Raw genomic sequence first — 18,233 nt, forward strand, 5'->3', positions numbered from 1 at the left:
ATTAGATCAAGAGATGACGCCCTATCGGCTGGCGTCCAACCAATACCTCCGGCGATTCGGCAAAAACTGCAGGGTTTTGTAGACAGCAGTACCCTGGACATTGCCCGCTACCGAGTTGGGGGCGGTGGCGAGCTAAGTCTGCAATTGAACGCCTTTCGCTACAGCGCGGCAGATGCCATCACCCTCGACTACGTTATCGTCTTTGCCAATAAAGCAGATGCGCTCGATAACGCAGTCGGGTGGGTGCATGAACTGACCCATGTCCGGCAGTATCAGGACTGGGAGTGCAGGGCTTCGCCGTCAGATATATTCGCAGCCATAGCTCAGTTGAACGGGAAGCCTACAACCAAGAAACGCGCTATCAAGCGTGGGCCGGTCGGGAATAGTCAACAACCATCGCCCGCATGAAACCGCGCCTGGCTGACACCGCGTTTGGTTGCGCCGTCTGCCCGCCGGCGGGGCTGTTCGGTAGCCGGTTCGCCGGCTGCCCGCCAGCGGACCGATAGGGGCGTCGTTCTCATCCACAGTACCCGCGAGGCGGCGCTGGCCGGCAGCACCCGGTCCTTTTATGATCCCGAAGTCCAACTCGCCCGTTTTGCAAACAGAACGCGACGCTTTCCACCACGGTGCTAAGCACGGCCGGCTTTTCAAGCTCGGCCGTGCTTCTGCTTTCGACGCTTACTTCTTGACGGCTTCGACGTCGATGTCGAGCGTGATGTCGGGACCCAGGCCGAAGTCGGTCATCTTGGCGATGCCGAACTCGGGACCGCTGAAGGTGCCCGTTGCGGAGAAGCCGGTCTTGATCGTGTTCGCGTCCCACGGAAGCGGGGATTCTGCGTTCCAGGTGACGTCCAGAACCACCGGCTTGGCCGTTCCGAGCAGGGTCAGGTCGCCCGTGACCTTGGCCGTCTTGTCACCCGTCTTCTCGATGGTCGTGCTCTTGAACGTGATCTGCGGGAACTCCTCGGCATTCAAGAAGTCAGGGCTCTTCAGATGCGTGTCGCGCTTCTCGTCGTTCGTGTCGATGCTGCCGGCCTCGAGAACGATCTCGACCGAGCTCTTGGTCACGTCTTCCTTGTCGAAGGAAATGGTGCCGGACACAGCCTTGAACGCCCCCTGCGCCTGGGACCAGCCGGCATGATTGGTTTCGAACCGGACCCAGGCATGCGTCGGGTCGATGTCGTAGCTGTCCGCAGCAAATGCTGCTCCCGTCATGAGGAGGCCGGCGATGGCGGTGGCGAAGCTCAAGCGTTTCATGGTTTCTCCTTTTCAGATCGCCCGACATGGGGCTGGGGTTCCCGGAAGTCCGGATGGGTGGCGGTCTCAACCTTCGTTCAAGGCCGCGATGAGGATGGCGATAATGGCGGGCAGCGCCGCCAGCCCGCCGGATATCAGCGGTCGCAAGGCGCGCGGCTGGCGCGCGAATTCGGCGCGACGCCAGTTGAGGGCGACGAATATGGCGGCCGGCAGGACACAGAGCACAAGGGCAGCAGGTGACGCGCTCGGCGCAAACAGCACCGTCATTGCAACAACGGCAGCCGCAGTCCAGGCAAAGGAAAATGCAGCCATGCCCTGCAGCACGAAGGCATCATCGTCGCCTCGCAGGTAGGCGATGTAACGAACAAGCAGCCATCCGCCGAAGAGGGCGGCCAGCGCCCCGTTCATCTGCGCCATCCCGATGTAACCGCCCAGGATCGCCGTCAGCGCCGTGCCGATTGCCGTGGCAACGAGAGCGGCAGGAAGAGCCGCTGCCGCCGGCTTGCGGGCGCGGCTGCCCGCCAGGACGAACAATTCAAAGGCAACGATGACCAGCACCATCGCAAGGGTGGCGGCCTTCGTCGGATTGGCGAGTAGAACGTTGCGTCCCAGCCACCAGGCCGGAACAGCCAGGGACAGGACGCTGACGAGCGCGGCGACGCCGCGCTGAAGCGGCGCCTTCAACACGACGGCGAGACCCGCAAAGATGATGCCGCCGCCAAACAGGAGCACCGGCAGTTTCTGCTTTGCAGCAATGGGCGGAAACGCCGGAAGCCCTTCTATGGCGACACTCGCGATCGCGGATGCAAGCGGGACCAGGAGTGCGGTCAACGCCACACTCTTCGTGGATTCCCCCTTGCCCGGCAGGGCGATCACCACGCCGAGAGCCAAAGGTAGCAGGACGGTGGTCAGAAGTATTTGGCTCAGCATGCTCTGTCGATCCTGGGTGTCGGCCGGGTGATAAAGGCGGGGGTGGTGTGGCGAGGCTGTTATTCAGCGGCTTCCAGTCTTGGCGCCGATGGCACGAGCAGGCTTTCGAACTCGAGAGCGGGTCCGACCGGGACGATGCCTGTCGGGTTCAGGCTCTTGATCGAGTAATAGCCCCGCTTGATGTGATCGATATTGACGGTCTCCGCCACGCCCGGGACGGACAGCATGCGACGAACATGCCGGGTGAGGTTCGGATAATCGGCAATCCGACGCAGATTGCATTTGAAGAGGCCGTGATAGGCCGCGTCGAACCGCACAAGCGTGACGAACAGGCGAATGTCGGCCTCTGTCAGGCGCTCACCGATCAGAAAGGTCGTGCCCGTCAGCAAGGCTTCCAGCTCATCGAGCATTCCGAAGACTTCGCCGAAGGCCTCCTCGTAGGCCTGCTGGCTCGTCGCGAATCCTGCGCGATAGACACCGTTGTTGAGGCGGGGATAAATCCGGTCGTTCAGCGCGTCGACTTCAGACCGCAGGTCCTCTGGATAGAGGTCGACGCTTTCATCGCCCAGCGCACCGAAACCGCTGTTGAACATGCGCAGGATATCGGCCGATTCGTTGTTGATGATCGTCGCCGTCTTCTTATCCCACAGGACCGGCACGGTCGCGCGGCCGCTGATCTGCGGATCGACCCGCGTGTAGATTTCATGCATGTACCGGGCGCCGTTGACGACATCCAGGTCGGAACCGGGGTAGGTTCCGAACCGCCAGCCTTCCTTGGTCAGCGCGGGCTCGACGACCGACACGGAGATCAGGTCGTCAAGCTTCTTGAGCTTGCGGGCAATGAGCGTGCGGGATGCCCATGGGCAGATCAGGGCAACATAGAGGTGGTAGCGCCCCGCTTCAGCGGCGAAGCCGCCTTCTCCCGTGGGGCCGGGACGCCCGTCAGGCGTGATCCAGTTTCGAAAGCTCGAGGTCTGTCTTACGAACCCGCCCTTGGCATCCTTCGCCTGGACTGGCTGCCAGTCGGCTGTCCATTTTCCATTCACGAGCATGATGCTCTCCTCGTCAATGTTGTGCTGACGCCCATGGGCGCCCTGTCATAGGTCACATATGCACACTCGCATTTGATATGATAATCAGGGAACGGAGCATTACAGCTCACACCAGGAGAATGAGGTCGGTATGCTGGATCGGGTGATGGGGATGGAGGTATTCGCAAAGGTCGCGGCCTTGGGCAGCCTGTCCGGCGCTGCCCGCGCGCTGGGCATGTCGCAGACGATGGCGACCAAGCATGTCGGTGCACTGGAGGAGCGGCTGGGCGTCAAGCTTCTTCACCGGACGACCCGCAAAGTCACCTTGAGCGAGCCGGGCCGGCGCTACCTGGAAAGCGTCGAGCGCATTCTGTCCGAGCTCGCCGAGGCGGACGCGATCGCGACGGCCGAGCGAGTGGAAGTCACCGGCACACTGCGCGTCAACGCACCGGTGTCGTTCGGCCTGCGCGAAATCGTGCCGCGGCTGACGGAGTTGGCTGAGCAGCATCCCGGATTGACGATCGATCTCGGCTTGAGTGATCGCGCGGTCGATCTTGTCGAGGAAGGATGGGATGTGGCGGTTCGCATCGGCAAGATCGAAGACGAGAGCCTGATTGCCCGGAAGCTCGCTCCCTGTCGCCTGCTCGTGGCCGCTTCACCTGGCTACCTGAAGAAGCGGGGAACGCCGGTGAAGGTCACCGACCTGGCTGCCCACGACTGCCTCGGCTATACCCTTTCGACGTCCATCGGTACGAACCGGTGGCAGTTCGGTGCGGAAGGTTCTGTCAACGTGTCGGTCACCGGCAGCCTGCATGCCAACAACGGCGACGCGCTTGTCGCCGCCGCGCTCGCCGACCATGGCATCATCTATCAGCCGACCTTTCTGGTCGGGGACGACGTCCGCGCCGGGCGCCTGATATCGTTGAGCCTCGACCATCCGCCAATCGAACTGCCCGGCGTGTTCGCCATCTATGCAAGCAATCGCCGACCGCCGGCAAAGGTGCGTGCCTTCATCGACTTTTTGGTCGGTACCCTTGGACCCGAGCCGCATTGGGACCGTGATCTGTTTTAGCGGTGAAGTGGGGTAAAATCTCCAGAACACCTTCTGCCTGATCCGTAAATCAGGCAGAAGGTCATGTGGCGTTCTGCTGTCGCCTTCGCGCCACGGTCAAAGCCGCGACTAGTTCGCCAGAAGATGTGCGCGAGACTCTTCGACCGCACGCTTCGCTTTATCGACATCCGCAACCAGCAGACGGCCGTTTTGCTTGACCATCTTGCCGTCGACGAAAATCATGTCGATGTTGCCCGGATGGGCGCTGACGACCACCGCTCCGAGCGGGTCGTTCGACGGGTACAAATTGAGGTCGTTCTGGCGCAGCACGAGGATGTCGGCTTGCTTGCCGACGCGTAGCGAGCCAATCCGGTTTTCCATCCCGACCGCCTTTGCGCCCTGCAGCGTCGCGAAATCCAGGACGTCACGCGCCTTCAGGGTCGCACCCTCCTTCCGGGGTTCGAACTTGCTGTTGATGATCGCCTTTTCGACATCGAACGCCGTGCGCATCTGGATGAACATGTCGCCGGACACGCCCGTTTCGGAATCGACGCTGAGGCTCGGGCGCACGCCCCGCTCGAGAAGGCGACCCGTCGGCACACTGCCCCACATCCCGGTCAACCTTGCATCGGCACTCGGCGCAATCGAGACGGTGCCGCCGGTATCCTTGATGATCTCGATCTCGTCGTCCTCGACCCATGTGCAATGCACGTGGGTGATGTCCGGTCCAAGCGCACCGAGTTCGTGCAGGTGACGGATCGACGGATAGCGCTTCCACTCCATGTCCTGGCTGATGACGTGCATGGTGATCCGAATGCCGAGGTCTCGCGCCATGGCGAAGTCTTTCGCGATCGCCTCCGGCGAACCCTGCCAGCCGGGTTCACGCGAAGCGAGCGCCATCGTGACGAGGGAGTCGTCCGACGAAAGCACATGCTTGCGGACCCGTTCGAACTCCTCACGCGGATAGGGCGTGTTTGCGTATTTTTCGCGATTTCGCCAGATTTCGTTCGCCGGCCCCTGTGCGAAAACGGCCCGAATGCCAGCGTCCCGGAGCCCTTGGATGGCGCCGTCGACATGCTGCGGGCTGATGAGATTGTGCGACCAGTCGACAAGGGTGGTAACGCCCGAATCAAGTGCCGAGATCGCCCCCAGCAAGTTGCCCGCATAGGTGTCTTCCGGCCGGTAACGCGGGGCCAATTTCATATGGACGGCGCCGAAATATTCCTCGAACGTCCAATCCACACCCATGCCGCGAAGCGCCGTTTGCCATGTGTGGCGGTGGGTATCAATGAGGCCGGGCATTACGGTCATGCCGGTGGCATCGATAATCTCCGCGTCCGCCACCTGCAAATTGGCGCCCATCGCGGCGATCTTGCCGTTCTCGATCAGAAGGTCTCCTACGAGGTCGCCTTCCGGCTCCATCGTAAGCAGGCTGCCGCCTTTCAAAAGGATGCGCTTACCGTCGGCGACAGGCTGCGCCGCAGCCGCGGCACTCGCCGGAAAACTGAAGGATGATGCCGCCATCAGCGACGAAGCCCCCAGCATTTTCAGAATGGAACGTCTCGAACACAAATTACACATGGTCTTTCTCCTCCCCTTGATGATTCACGCCGCCTGTTTCCGCGGCGGCCACGTCCCTGCGAACTGCGAAACTCCGCAACTAAAGGTGATGCCAACGCCCTATGCGTGCAGCGGCGTCGGCTGGTACATCAGCAAGCACCAGCCGTTTTCGACCTTTCGATAAACTGCGATGCTGGCATTGTTGATCTGTCGTCTGCTGCCTGCGACGCTCACGCTGGCGTGCATGCGACCGACGACGATGGCGCAGTCACTCAACACGACGACCTTTTCTGCCGGGTGATCGATCGCGTGATAGATGAAATGGCCCTGCCTGACCTTCTCCAGGTACGTCTCGCGACTGTCACGAGCGCCATCGGAGTGGGTGTAAAGCAGGTCCTCATCGAGCAACGGTTCAAGCGCCGCACAGTCGCCCGCCAGCATTGCTGCGTAGCGGGCCGATTCGACATCCAGGATCTTCTGGTTGTCCTCAGTGGTCATGCGACCAGCTCTTCCACCGCGGCGAAGTCGGTGTGATGATTGATCCACACCTGCGACGGCAGCGCTCCCCACCGGTTGACCACCTTGGCGTTGGACAGGTTGACACCGACATCGGTGACCTTCGCGGGGCGGTTGTCGCCGATGATCTCCATCTCCGCCGTGCATTCGACCAGGAAACCGGATGTGTCGAAGTAGTAGGCGAACAGATTGTCTCCCGCGCCATGGCGGCCTGGTCCCCAGACGATGTTGCGATCGCAGGCATCCAGCGTATCGCCGAGCCGCTTGAAATCGGCGAAATCGGAAAATTCCCAGCTGTAGTGGTGCAGCCCGGGCCGCCCCTTGACCAGACCGACCGTGTGGTGGCGTCCGTCTCCGCCGCGCATCCACATCAGTTCGTAGCCGGTCGTGCGCTCCGAGAGCACCAGGCCGAGCACCTCGGAGAACTCCTCCGCCATCGCCTTCGGATCGGCGCTGGCCAGGTTCACATGATCGATGTAGCGCGGATGAATGCCGGCGCCGGCATAGCGGGCGGGCTGGTCTTCCGGCATGGCGGTGTGAACCTCGAAGATGTGGCCTTCGCTGCTGGCGAAGGTCACGGAGTGCTGGATCACATCAAGCGAAGGGGTCTCGCTGAGGATGCGCAGGCCGAGCCGGCGAACGCGGTTTGCGACTTCCTCTACGGCCTGCGGTCCGGTCGCCTCCAGACCAATGGCACGCGCCGTGTTCGTATCGGATTTATTGAGCACCAATTCGGCATGGCGGCGGTTTGCCGTCAGGATTGCGCGATTGCCATCCTTGCTGACAAGCCGGGCACCCGCGATCGCCTGGGCGTCGGCGACGGCAGCATCCAGGTCAGTGACATCAAGTGCCACATGACCCAGCCGATAGATAAGAACGCTCATAGGTTTGACTCCCCCTCGATGGATAAACAGTGTGCCTAGATCCGGACTTCGTCGCGCACGCGATTGCGCAGCAGACCGATGCCCTCAATCTCGATTTCGCAGATGTCGCCGTCCTTCATGAAGATGGGCGGCTTGCGCGCCCAGCCGATGCCGGCGGGCGTCCCGGTAACGATGACGTCGCCAGCCTCCAGCGTGATCGCCTCGCTGATGGTCGCGATGAGATCCGACACAGGAAAGAGAAGGTCGGCGGTGTTGCCCTTCTGCATGACCTGCCCGTTGAGCCGCGTCTCGATGCTGAGCCCGCTGGCTCCCTGCGGCAGTTCGTCGGGCGTTACCAGAACGGGGCCGAAGGCGCCGGTGCCATCGAAGTTCTTGCCGATGGTCCACTGGGGCGACTTGAACTGGTAATCCCGGATCGAGCCTTCATTGAAGATCGAGTAACCGGCAACGTAGGAAAGCGCCTCGCTCTTGCCAATGTGCCTGCCGCCCTTGCCGATGACGACGACGAGTTCGCCCTCGTAGTCGAACTGTTCCGAAACGGTCGGGCGGATCATCGGCTGGCCGTGCGCAACGAGACTGGTCGCATAGCGCGGGAACACCGCCGGATAGGTCGGCTTGTCCTTGTAGGGGCTCTCGGCCGCGTGATCGAGATAGTTGAGGCCGACGCAGAAAATCTTGGGAGGGCGCGAGATCAACGGCAACAATGTCTGCGTCTCCAGGTCGATCTCGGCTCCCGGGGTCCACTGGCTCGCGTCGGAGAGATTTCTCCGCGACTGTATCAACGTCAGAAGGCTGCCAGGGCCGATATCCCGCCAGCGGCCATCGAACGAGGCGGCCACATGCTCGACCGTCCCGTCCTTCAAAAAACTCGCGTAACGCATGGTATTCTCCTTATGTAGTTCTTGGACAGGGTCGCTGTCACAGGAAGAAACAGGCCTCGTCGCAGGAAAGGCGCGGCAGGCGTGGAAACAGCTTCTCGTGGTCGCCGTGACCGAGATTGATCAGAAAGTTGCTGCGCAGGCGGCCGTCCGGGAAAAACTCGGCGTCCACCTGTTTTGCGTTGAAACCCGACATGGGACCGCAATCGAGACCCAGGGCGCGCGCCGCGAGGATGAAATATCCCCCCTGCAGGGTGGCGTTGCGCTCGGCCGTCTCGCGGGCGAGTGCCGCGTCCTCGGCAAACGGCTGGGCCGCCTCCGGACGATGGACGAACAGCCGCGGGATGTTTTCGAAGAAGCGGGTATCCGTGGCCACAATGACCGTTACCGGCGCGCCACGCACCTTCTCCACATTCGCCAGCGCCATTGCCGGCAGTAGTCGCGCCTTGGCCTCGGGTGTGGTCAAAAACACGAAGCGGGCGGGCTGGCAGTTGACGCTGGTCGGCGCCAGCTTGGCGAGATCGTAGACCTGCTGCAACAGCGCGCGGGGCACGGGCGCATCGCGCCAGACGCTGTGCGTCCTGCCATTCTCGAACATGCGATCGAGCACTTCCCGGTCATCCATGGAGGTATGCCCTCGACAGCGCGTCATCGTCCGCAAGCGTCCGCTCCCACTCGCCGTGGCGAACTTCGTGCACGACCTTTCCAAGGGCCATCACATAGGCACGATCGGTCATCGCCGCCGCCAGCTTGATGCTCTGCTCGACAATGAGGAGCGCAAGCCCCCGGCTTCGCAGCGTTCCAAGTGCGGTGAGAATCTCCTGGACGACCTTCGGTGCGAGCCCCGTGGTGAGTTCGTCGAGAACCAGCAGTCTCGGCTGCAGCAGCAGGGCGCGGGCGACGGCCACCATCTGCTGCTGTCCGCCCGACAGGAGCTCGACCCGTGACGAAAGCCTCTCTCGCACGACCGGGAAGAGATCGAGCACCTCGTCCATCGTCATCGGCTTGAAGCCGTCTGGCCGGGCGGCCTTGCGGCCCGCATGGTCGGAAAGACGCAGATGCTCGGCGACGGTCAGCTCTCCGAACAGGCCGCGCGTCTCCAGGACCACGGCGATGCCATGCTGGACGCGGTCGTGGGCGACGCCCCGGGTGATGTCGACGCCATTGAACCGGATGCTGCCTGCCGTGGGGGTTGAGAGCCCCAGCACCGCGCGGACCAGTGTCGACTTGCCCGCACCATTGGCTCCGACGATCGCAACCGCTTCGTTTTCAGCAACTTGCAGGGTGACACCGCGCAGGATCGGTACCCGCCCATAACCCGCATCGATGTTTTGAACCTCAAGCATCGCATCATCCTCCCAGATAGGCGTCGCGCACCGCCGGGTCGGCCTGGATGGCCGCCATTGGCCCGGTGGCGATGATCTGGCCGAAATAGAGGGCATGGACCTGCTCGCAGACCTCCATCAGGCCCATGTCGTGCGACACGAGCAGGATGGTGATCCCGTCCTCGGCCAGGGCACTGATCCATTGGCGCAGCTTCTGAACCTCGTCGTGCGACAGGCCGGATGACGGCTCGTCCAGCAACAGCAGCCGAGGGGCCGCAATGCGCGCGCGGGCCAGTTCCACGATGCGCTGCTGGCCTGCGGGCAGTTCGCCGGCACGGACGCCGGCAAGGCGCTTCAGGTCGAAGCGCTCCAGCATCGCCGTCGCCTCGTCCACCATCCGGCGCTGCTCCCGCCGGGCCGAGCCCGTTTGCAGCATGCTCGCCCAAAACCCTGCGGACGTGCAGTTGTAGAGACCCATGGCGACGTTCTCGGCCACGGTCATGTGGCCGAAGACCTTGGGCGTCTGGAAGGTCCGGATCATTCCTGCGCGGCTGCGTTCCTGTATGGTCGAGCGGGTGATGTCGGCCCCATCGAGAACGATCGCTCCGGAATTCGGACTCAGGAAGCCCGAGGCGATGTTGAAGAGGGTCGTCTTGCCCGAACCGTTCGGGCCGATCAGGCCGGTGATCTGGCGGGGTGCGACCGTGAAGCTGACATCCCGCAGTACGGTAAGCCCGCCGAAGGCATGGGCAATGCCACGCAGTTCGAAGATGGATGTCGCATCGGCGTGGAGTTTTGGCATTGCCGTCATGATGCAGCCCTCCGACGCAACCGTGCGGGCAGACCCGTCAGCCCTTCCGGCAGCAGCGTCACGACAGCGACGAGCACGAGACCGAAAAGCACTTGGTGGATATCGCCGAAACCAGTCAGCCATTCGGGCACCAGGGTGACGAACAGGGCTCCCGGAACCACTCCCCACACGGTACGAGCACCCGCGATCACCGGGATCAGCAGAAATACGATCGAACGCTGGACAGTAAAGCTTTCGACGCTGACATAGGTCACGTAGTGAGCGAAGAGCGAACCGGCGAGCGCACCAAGCATGGCGCAGATGACGAACACCCCTAGCCGCAAGGTGTGGATCTCTACACCGAGAACTTCCGCTGCCGGCGCAGCGTCGCGAACGGCCTTCATTGCAAGACCCGGGCGCCCGTTGACCAGATTCCGGGAAAGCAGAAGAAGAACGAGGACGGCGAACCACACCAGATAGTAGAACCGGGCGGGTGTATCGAAGGCGAACCCGGCCAACGAGAGGAAGGGTATGCCTCCGATGCCCAGCGTACCGCCCGTCACCCAGTCCAGTTCAAAGAAGAGGATCGTGCCGATCATGCTGGCGGCCAAGGTCGCCAGCGCAAGAAAGAAACCGGTCAGCCGGAGAATTGGCCAGCCGATCGCAAGCGCGATCAGGCCGGAAAGCGAAATGCTCACCAACAATGCCACGAGCGGCGGCCAGCCGAGCGCAGTCGTGCAATAAGCGGACGCGTATGCACCGATCCCATAGAAGAAGGCCTGGGCCAGATTGACGACGCCGCATTGCCCCAGCAGCAGGCCGACTCCCAGACCGGCGATGCTGTAGATGCCGGCGAAGACCATGAGATCCGTCGCATGGCGTTCAAGAAGCGCCGGAATCAGCGCCAGAACGGCAAGGCTCACGACAAGCGGAACGGTGGTACGGAGGAAAGCATGACTCGGCATCTCAACCTCCACGCCGTCCGGCGCGGCCAAGAAGACCGTTCGGCATCATGATCATCATCGCCACCATGATCGTCAGGGCGACGACGTCCTTGTAGCCGGACGACAGCCCGACCACGGCCAGCGCTTCGGTTATGCCGATGACCAGCCCGCCAAGGACCGCGCCGAGCGGATTGGCGAGTCCGCCAAGGATGGCCGCGGCAAATCCCTTGAGCGTGATACCCAGACCCATGTTGTAACTCACCGCGATCAGCGGCGTGATCAGGATCCCGGCCAACGCCCCGATCGCGCCGCCCAGAATGAAGGTGTTGCCGCGCATCCGCGCGACATTGATGCCATTGGTCGCCGCGCCATCCGCGTCGATCGAAACGGCGGTCATCGACAGTCCGGTTATGCTGTAGCGGTAGAAGGCCCAAAGGGCGGCCACGACAGCGAGGGCAATAACGATGAGCCAGAGGGCATGGATGGTGATGAAGGCGCCGAAAATCTGCACGGTGCCCTGACCGCCAATGCCGGGCAACAAGTGCGCGTCGCGTCCCGCGAAGTACAGCACAGCAGCCGATATGGTGAAGGCCAGTCCAATGGTGAGGAGCAGGAAGGCATCTTCCTCGGCATGGCGCCGCATCATCGGCCGCACGCAAAGCACGTCGATCCCGTAGCCCGTCGCAGCGCCCGCGGCGATGCCGATGATGAAGGCGACCGGATAGCTCACACCCAGGGTGGCCATCGCGAAAACGCCGACCATGCCGCCGATCACGGCGAAATCGCCCTGCATCGCGTTGACGATGCGTGTGCCCTTGTAGATCGCAGCTATGCCGATCCCGATCAGGGCGTAGACAAAGCTGTTCGTCAGTCCGGCCAGCAGAGACTGCCAGACAAGAGTGATGCTCATGGAATTTGCCCTCCGGCCAGACGCGGGCTCCGCCGCGCCGGCCTCAGTGTCGCCTGTACTTACTCGGCCGCCTTGTAGGGCAGCCGGCTGAACTGACCCTTGGTCAGCAGGGAGTAGCTGAAGCTTTCCAGCGTCAGGCCGCCCATGTCGGGCGCGGAGAAATCATATTTGGCGAACGCGCCCTGGTAGGGAACGCGCACCGCCGCGCACAGCGCCCCTTCGGCGGGCTGAGGACCGGTTTTCCCCAAAGCGGCGGCGATCGCCATGACGGAATCCCAGCCCGCCGCCTCGAAATGCTTCGGCAGCCGGCCATATTCCTGTTGGAACGCCTCAACGAATTCCTTTTGATAGGGTAGCGGGTCCTCGGAGATCAGGAACTCGGCATGGATCACGTTGTCGGCGGCATCACCCATGGCCTTGACGACTTCATAAAGTGCGGTGCCGTGGACGGACACGATGGGCTGGGTGAGGCCCACCTGCCTCAGATTGCGGAATCCGGTTGCCGACGCACTCAGCACGATGACGATGTCGGGCTCCGCGGCCTTGACCTTGGCAGCCTGCGCCGTGGCGTCGGTTGCGGACAGTTCGAACTTCTCGACCTGAACGAACTCCACCCCGAAATCCGGGCCGAGCTTCGACATCGCCCCCCAGATAACCTGGCCATATCCGGAATCGTGCAACACCCCCACCCGCTTCGCACCGCTGTCGCGCACATAGCTCAGCAACGCCCGGGCGTTCAGTTGCTGGGCCGGCGTCAGATGGAGGACACACTGGCGCGACTGCTCGACGGCCGGTCCAAGCCCGGTAAAGGCAAGCAAAGGAACTTCCGCCGCTTCAGTGACTGCGCCGACTGCAACCGTTTGAGCAATACCGGTCGGCCCGACGATGGCCGTGACCTTGCTGGAATGGACCAGAGTGTTGATCTTGCTCATCGCCGCATCGGGGTTCGAGCCGTCGTCCTCGATGAGCACCTCGAGGGGATGGCCGTCGATGCCGCCGCGGCCGTTGACGACCTTCTGCGCCAGCAGGATGCCATCGCGCTGCGCAAGTCCGAGCGACGCAAGGCCCCCGGTCGTAGAGACCAGGGCACCGATGCGGATCGGCTCTCCTGATGCCGATTGGGCCATCGCCGGCGCCGGCGACAGGACTGCCAGCGCGATCGCGGCGGCGAGCAAATTGCGGTTACTGTTCATCACTTCCTCCCCACATGATGCGACAACGATAGCCACCCGCAATTTTCTATGCAATAGCTTATTTTCTACAATTTATGAATTGTCGCACGATTCATCGAAAGCTGCGGAGGAGGATTGCATGCGTCTGGATGGCAAGGTGGTGGTAGTGACCGGGGCGGAATCCGGAATCGGACGGGCAATTGCAAAAGCGTGTGCGACACAGGGCGCGTGCGTTGTGCTCTCGGGCCTGAAACCTGAAGGCCTTGCGCAATCCGCTGCCGGAATGGTGGAGCGGAAGGCCACGATCTGTCCGGTTGATATCCGCCTGCGCGCGAGTGTCGACGAGATGTTTCGTCACGCCATGGAGCGCTTCGGCAGAATTGACGCCGTCGTTGCCAACGCGGGCGTGGCGCCGCCGAAGAAGCCGGCGCTGGAGGTGACGGACGAGGAGTGGGAGGCGTCCATTTCCGTCAATCTGACAGGCACTTACAACACCGTAAGCGCGGCCGGGCGAATCCTCGTGGCGCAAGGAAAAGGCGGATCGATCATCGCCACCGGATCATCGACCGCTGTGCGCGCAATGCCAGGATTGCTGGCCTATTCCGCAGCAAAGGCCGGGCTTCATGGGCTGATGCGGCAGTTGGCCCTCGAACTGGCGCCTCACAAGATTCGCGTCAACACGCTGGTTCCGGGCACGGCGGCAACCGAGCTAGCCCGCGCCATGCCCGGCCATCTCGAACAGGCGGCCACGGTGCTGCCGATGGGCGAAGTGGTCGAACCCGACGAGCTTGGCCGCTACGTCGCCTTTGCCATCAGCGATGCCGTACCACATATGACAGGCGTAATGTTGAACGTGGATTCGGGTCGAACTATCGCCTAAAAAGTATGATGAAACTGCGTTTTTTCTAATCGCACTGTGTTAGAGTGCACGTCTTACCAAGGGAGCTGTGATGACGGTCGAAGCCCAGGGACGCCCGGACGTCCGCACAAAAACCTCGGAAATCGTCGAGACGCTGCGAACTGCCATTCTCAACGCGGAGTTGGAGCCTGGCGAAAGGCTTCGTTTCGAAGTGCTCAAGGAACAGTTCGATTCCGGAATGAGCCCGCTGCGCGAAGCGCTGACCCGCCTTGCGGGGGACGGGCTGGTGACGCTCGAAGAGCACAAGGGCTATCGCGTGGCGGCGGTGTCGCGCGCCGATCTGATCGACCTTGCCGAGGTCAGGTGTGACATCGAGGTGCTGGCGATTTCCCGGTCCATGCGCAAGGGCAACGACGCCTGGGAAGGCCAGATCGTTGCCGCCCTGCACGAGTTGGGCAAGCGGTCGAAACTGACGCCGGCCGGAGAGATCGATTTCGTCTGGGAGGATGCGCATCAGCGCTTTCACCTCGCGCTGGTTTCGGAGTGCGGCTCCCCCCGCCTCCTGCATTTCCGCCAGATGCTCTCCAACCAGGCCACCCGCTACAGACGCCTCTCCGTCCATTATCTCAGTGCGCCTCGCGACGATCTCGGCGAACATAGGGATTTGGCCGACGCAGTAATTGCGCGCCGGACCGAGGACGCGGCTTACCTCATTCGCAGGCACTATATGCGCACTGTCGAGATCTTGCTGGATGCGGCGCCGGATCTGTTCGATTGAGATCCGGAGCGATTGACAAGGCCGCCGCACGGCGCGACGGGGCCGAGTTCAGGTGGGAACAACAGCGGCCAAGGGTCGGGGTGGCCGTTTCTGCAGCCAATGAGGGTAAGCCGTCACACGAGCGGATGACGCTCATCCTGATTTGCCAAGTGCCCGCGCGCTATAGAACTGATCGCCTTCCCCTGACGCGTCTTAGAGCGGCAGCCCATGTTCGTGAGGCTACACCGTGCGTGATTGTCGGCCGAGCCCTAGGCGCTGTCGGCCACCAGATCAAGCCGAAGCGACCCCTGTCCGGTCGATCATCGTGCGTGACGCCCCGACCTCGGCCTGGCGGAAGGCGCGCGCCGAAATGTCCGCTTCTGGGAGTTTTGCAGGAGCCCAAGGATTTTCCTCTCGATCCAGGGGGCGCAGGTTCCAGTAAGGTGCCGAGAAGGCGAGATCGGCCACGAGCCTCGGCTATGGGGTGGTGCGCTTTGATTTCACGTGGCTTGATCAGAAGCGGTGATGGTCCTAAATGCGGGCGGCTCAGCTTTTCCGACCCGGTGATGGATCGCCAAGCGGTGGCGCGTTAGCCCGTCGGTCCAGCACAGATAAACTTGCCGGCACATCCGCCGTGCCGACATCACCAACGCTGACGGTCAATTTTGCAGTGACAGTTTGAGCTGTTCATTTTGTAAGTGGTTGGTTTCAAGGGATGAGAGCGTCACCCCGAGCAGCCGAATGGTCTTCGAGAACGGATAGATCGCCTCCAGCAGCGCGCTTGCAATGCCCAGCATTTCGGATTCGTCGGAAAACGATCTGGGAATCGTTCGGCTGCGCGTGATCTGCCGGAAATCCGAGTACTTGACCTTGAGGGTGACAGTCTTTGCCGATAGCTGACGGCTCTCGCAATACTGCCAGACCTTGCTGACGAGCGGCGCGAGTTCGTCTTGCGCACATGCCAGTTCCGAGATGTCCTGTGCAAAGGTATCTTCGGCACCGACGGATTTCCGTTCGCGATCGGGTTCGACCTGTCGGTTGTCGATCCCGCGGGCAATGCCGTAAAAGTAAGGCCCCGATTTGCCAAAATGTTCGCTCAGGAACTCGATCGACCTCGCCCTGAGGTCCGCGCCCGTCTCGATGCCCAATCGATGCATCTTTTCTGCGGTCGCCGGACCGACGCCATGAAACTTCTTCACTGGCAGGGTCTCGACGAAGGCCGGGCCATTCTTCGGGGTAATCACCGCCTGGCCGTTCGGCTTGTTCAGGTCGCTCGCCATCTTGGCCAGGAACTTGTTGTAGGAGATCCCAGCCGACGCGTTCAGTCCTGTGGCCTCCCTGATGCGAGCACGGATCTCCAGCGCGATGTCGGTCGCGATCGTCATGCCCTTCAGGTTGTCGGTGACGTCCAGATAGGCCTCGTCGAGCGACAGCGGCTCGATCAACGGCGTGTAGTCCGCGAAGATCGCCCTGATCTGTTGCGAGACGGCGAGGTAGACATCGAAGCGCGGCTTCACGAAGATGAGATCGGGGCATTTGCGGGCCGCCGTCACCGACGGCATGGCCGAGCGAACACCAAACGCGCGTGCCTCATAGCTTGCCGCCGCGACGACACCGCGGGCAAGGGGACTTCCGACCGCGACGGGTTTGCCGCGCAAATCCGGATTATCCCGCTGTTCGACGGACGCATAGAAGGCATCCATGTCAACATGGATGATCTTCCGGATCGATGGCGCTGGATCGTCAATCAGAGCTTTTCCCACGCGCTCACTTCCACATCGAACGCATCCTGGCGGCGACGTCGATCCGTACCTGGCGGGCGCTACGCTCGCTGGCGCTTGCCGCGACCTTTGGCCAGCTCGTCACCTCGAAAAACTGCAGGAGGGTGGCGGGGATGAACCGCGTCCGCGATGCGTAAACGTGCCGATCGCCCTGGCTGTTCTGGCCATGGGTGAAGAAGCGCTGTGGTGTGAGTAGAGCCAGGCTGTCGCGCGCCCTGGTCATCCCGACATAGAGCAGCCGCCGCTCTTCCTCCAGCTCGGCCGTCGTACCCGCGCCGAGGTCGGAGGGGATGCAGCCGTCGACAACGTTCAGCATGAACACCGAACGCCATTCCTGTCCCTTGGCGGAGTGGATGGTCGACAGGATGAGATAGTCCTCGTCAAGCAGCGGCACGCCGGCCTGGTCGCTGGTCGCATCGGGTGGATCGAGGGTGAGCTCGGTCAGGAACCGTTCCCTGGTGGGATAACCTGTTGCAATCTGCTCGAGCTGCAGGAGGTCTGCCTTGCGGGTGTCGGCGTCCTCGTGGATCCGATCGAGGTGCGGTTCGTACCAGGTGCGGGCCGTGGCAATTTCCGCAGGCCATCCACCGCCCGCTTTCCTCAGGCCGGTGAGCAGCGTGACGAAATTGGTCCAGTCCTCGCCCGTCTTCGGCGGCGGCGGGATCTCGGCGAGAGAGAGCAGGGGCTCGGGGTCGGCGGAAATAGTGTCGAGGATTTTCCCGGCCGTTTGCGGGCCGATGCCAGGCAGCATCTGGAGAATCCGAAACCCGGCGACGCGATCGCGCGGGTTCTGGGCGAAGCGGAGGACGGCGAGCAGATCCTTCACGTGGGCGCTGTCGAGGAACTTCAGACCCCCGAATTTGACGAAGGGAATGTTGCGGCGGGTGAGCTCGACCTCGAGCGCGCCGCTGTGGTTCGATGAGCGGAACAGCACCGCCTGCTGCTTGAGCGTAATGCCGACCTCGCGGTTGGCCAACACCTGCTCGACGATATAGCCCGCCTGGTCGGCCTCGTCCTTCACGGTGACGAGCAGAGGGCGCTGCTCCGATGGCCGGTCCGTCCAGAGGTTCTTCGTGAAGCGCTCGCGGGCCAGATCGATCACGCCGTTTGCCGCGGCTAGGATCGGCTGCGTCGATCGATAGTTGCGGTCGAGTGTGATCACGTCCGCAGGCCTGGGCGAAAACTCGTTCGGGAAGTCGAGAATGTTGCGGACGGTTGCCGCACGGAAGGAATAGATCGACTGCGCGTCGTCGCCGACGACGGTCAGGCCCCGCCCGCCCGGTTTCAGCCCCATCAGGATCGAGGCCTGCAGGCGATTGGTGTCCTGGTACTCGTCGACGAGCACGTGGTCGAAGCGATTGCCGATGTCGCCGGCGAGTTCCGGATCGGAAACCATCTGCGCCCAATAGAGAAGCAAGTCATCGTAGTCGAGAACGTTTTGCGCCTGCTTGGCCTCGACATAGCTCGCAAACAGTTCCTTGAGCTGCTCCTCCCACCCCATCACCCATGGGTAGGCCGTCTTGAGGACGTCGGTGATGGAGCATTCGGAATTGACGACACGCGAATAGATCGCAAGGCAGGTGCCTTT

General features: G+C 62.4%; 19 protein-coding genes. 4 read left to right on the forward strand and 15 right to left on the reverse strand.

Annotated features, from left to right (window positions below; translation table 11 throughout):
- A partial coding sequence (locus AC1DDS_RS24965; RefSeq protein WP_477481312.1) for an eCIS core domain-containing protein occupies positions 1-408 on the forward strand: 408 nt, incomplete at its 5' end.
- A 270-nt stretch (positions 409-678) separates the two neighbouring features.
- Here AC1DDS_RS24965 and AC1DDS_RS24970 read toward each other — a convergent pair.
- The 3 genes from AC1DDS_RS24970 to AC1DDS_RS24980 form a co-directional block, all read right to left on the reverse strand.
- Positions 679-1,257 (reverse strand): YceI family protein, encoded by a 579-nt coding sequence (locus tag AC1DDS_RS24970; RefSeq protein ID WP_477481313.1) that lies wholly within the window; start codon positions 1,255-1,257, stop codon positions 679-681.
- 66 nt (positions 1,258-1,323) lie between these two features.
- Positions 1,324-2,187: a hypothetical protein gene (locus AC1DDS_RS24975; RefSeq protein ID WP_477481314.1), complete on the reverse strand. Its 864-nt coding sequence runs from the start codon at positions 2,185-2,187 to the stop codon at positions 1,324-1,326.
- A gap of 59 nt (positions 2,188-2,246) precedes the next feature.
- Positions 2,247-3,239, reverse strand: coding sequence for a glutathione S-transferase family protein (locus tag AC1DDS_RS24980; protein WP_477481315.1), 993 nt, complete (start codon positions 3,237-3,239; stop codon positions 2,247-2,249).
- A 130-nt stretch (positions 3,240-3,369) separates the two neighbouring features.
- Between AC1DDS_RS24980 and AC1DDS_RS24985 the strand changes: the two genes are divergently transcribed.
- Entirely contained in the window at positions 3,370-4,290 is a 921-nt protein-coding gene (locus tag AC1DDS_RS24985) for a LysR family transcriptional regulator (RefSeq protein WP_477481316.1), read from the forward strand.
- Between the two features lie 108 nt (positions 4,291-4,398).
- On the opposite strand, the gene AC1DDS_RS24990 is transcribed toward AC1DDS_RS24985, so the two are convergent.
- The 10 genes from AC1DDS_RS24990 to AC1DDS_RS25035 form a co-directional block, all read right to left on the reverse strand.
- Positions 4,399-5,850, reverse strand: a complete 1,452-nt coding sequence (locus tag AC1DDS_RS24990) for an amidohydrolase family protein (RefSeq protein ID WP_477481317.1) — start codon at positions 5,848-5,850, stop codon at positions 4,399-4,401.
- A gap of 99 nt (positions 5,851-5,949) precedes the next feature.
- Positions 5,950-6,327, reverse strand: coding sequence for a nuclear transport factor 2 family protein (locus tag AC1DDS_RS24995; RefSeq protein WP_477481318.1), 378 nt, complete (start codon positions 6,325-6,327; stop codon positions 5,950-5,952).
- Positions 6,324-7,229, reverse strand: coding sequence for a VOC family protein (locus tag AC1DDS_RS25000; protein ID WP_477481319.1), 906 nt, complete (start codon positions 7,227-7,229; stop codon positions 6,324-6,326). The genes AC1DDS_RS24995 and AC1DDS_RS25000 overlap by 4 nt, the downstream gene beginning before the upstream one ends.
- Before the next feature lie 35 nt (positions 7,230-7,264).
- Positions 7,265-8,110 carry a fumarylacetoacetate hydrolase family protein gene (locus AC1DDS_RS25005; protein WP_477481320.1) on the reverse strand — a complete coding sequence of 282 codons (846 nt, stop codon included), beginning with the start codon at positions 8,108-8,110 and terminating at the stop codon, positions 7,265-7,267.
- A 37-nt stretch (positions 8,111-8,147) separates the two neighbouring features.
- A complete protein-coding gene (locus AC1DDS_RS25010) occupies positions 8,148-8,732 on the reverse strand; it encodes a malonic semialdehyde reductase (RefSeq protein ID WP_477481321.1) in 585 nt (194 codons plus the stop codon).
- Positions 8,725-9,453: an ABC transporter ATP-binding protein gene (locus AC1DDS_RS25015; RefSeq protein ID WP_477481322.1), complete on the reverse strand. Its 729-nt coding sequence runs from the start codon at positions 9,451-9,453 to the stop codon at positions 8,725-8,727. The genes AC1DDS_RS25010 and AC1DDS_RS25015 overlap by 8 nt, the downstream gene beginning before the upstream one ends.
- 4 nt (positions 9,454-9,457) lie before the next feature.
- A complete protein-coding gene (locus AC1DDS_RS25020) occupies positions 9,458-10,243 on the reverse strand; it encodes an ABC transporter ATP-binding protein (RefSeq protein ID WP_477481323.1) in 786 nt (261 codons plus the stop codon).
- Positions 10,240-11,187, reverse strand: coding sequence for a branched-chain amino acid ABC transporter permease (locus tag AC1DDS_RS25025; protein ID WP_477481324.1), 948 nt, complete (start codon positions 11,185-11,187; stop codon positions 10,240-10,242). Before AC1DDS_RS25025 ends, AC1DDS_RS25020 begins: the two co-directional genes overlap by 4 nt.
- A gap of 1 nt (position 11,188) precedes the next feature.
- Positions 11,189-12,076, reverse strand: a complete 888-nt coding sequence (locus AC1DDS_RS25030; protein WP_477481325.1) for a branched-chain amino acid ABC transporter permease — start codon at positions 12,074-12,076, stop codon at positions 11,189-11,191.
- Between the two features lie 59 nt (positions 12,077-12,135).
- Entirely contained in the window at positions 12,136-13,305 is a 1,170-nt protein-coding gene (locus tag AC1DDS_RS25035; RefSeq protein ID WP_477481326.1) for an ABC transporter substrate-binding protein, read from the reverse strand.
- Positions 13,306-13,387: 82 nt separating this feature from the next.
- Between AC1DDS_RS25035 and AC1DDS_RS25040 the strand changes: the two genes are divergently transcribed.
- Both AC1DDS_RS25040 and AC1DDS_RS25045 read left to right on the forward strand, forming a co-directional pair.
- Entirely contained in the window at positions 13,388-14,128 is a 741-nt protein-coding gene (locus AC1DDS_RS25040) for an SDR family NAD(P)-dependent oxidoreductase (protein WP_477481327.1), read from the forward strand.
- A gap of 70 nt (positions 14,129-14,198) precedes the next feature.
- Positions 14,199-14,885, forward strand: a complete 687-nt coding sequence (locus AC1DDS_RS25045) for an FCD domain-containing protein (protein ID WP_477481328.1) — start codon at positions 14,199-14,201, stop codon at positions 14,883-14,885.
- Positions 14,886-15,523: 638 nt separating this feature from the next.
- On the opposite strand, the gene dinB is transcribed toward AC1DDS_RS25045, so the two are convergent.
- On the reverse strand, positions 15,524-16,567 hold the full coding sequence (gene dinB, locus AC1DDS_RS25050; protein WP_477481330.1) for a DNA polymerase IV: 1,044 nt from the start codon (positions 16,565-16,567) through the stop codon (positions 15,524-15,526).
- Positions 16,568-16,631: 64 nt separating this feature from the next.
- A partial coding sequence (locus tag AC1DDS_RS25055) for an ATP-dependent helicase (RefSeq protein WP_477481329.1) occupies positions 16,632-18,233 on the reverse strand: 1,602 nt, incomplete at its 5' end.

This window comes from Mycoplana sp. 10N416 (genome assembly GCF_056394765.1).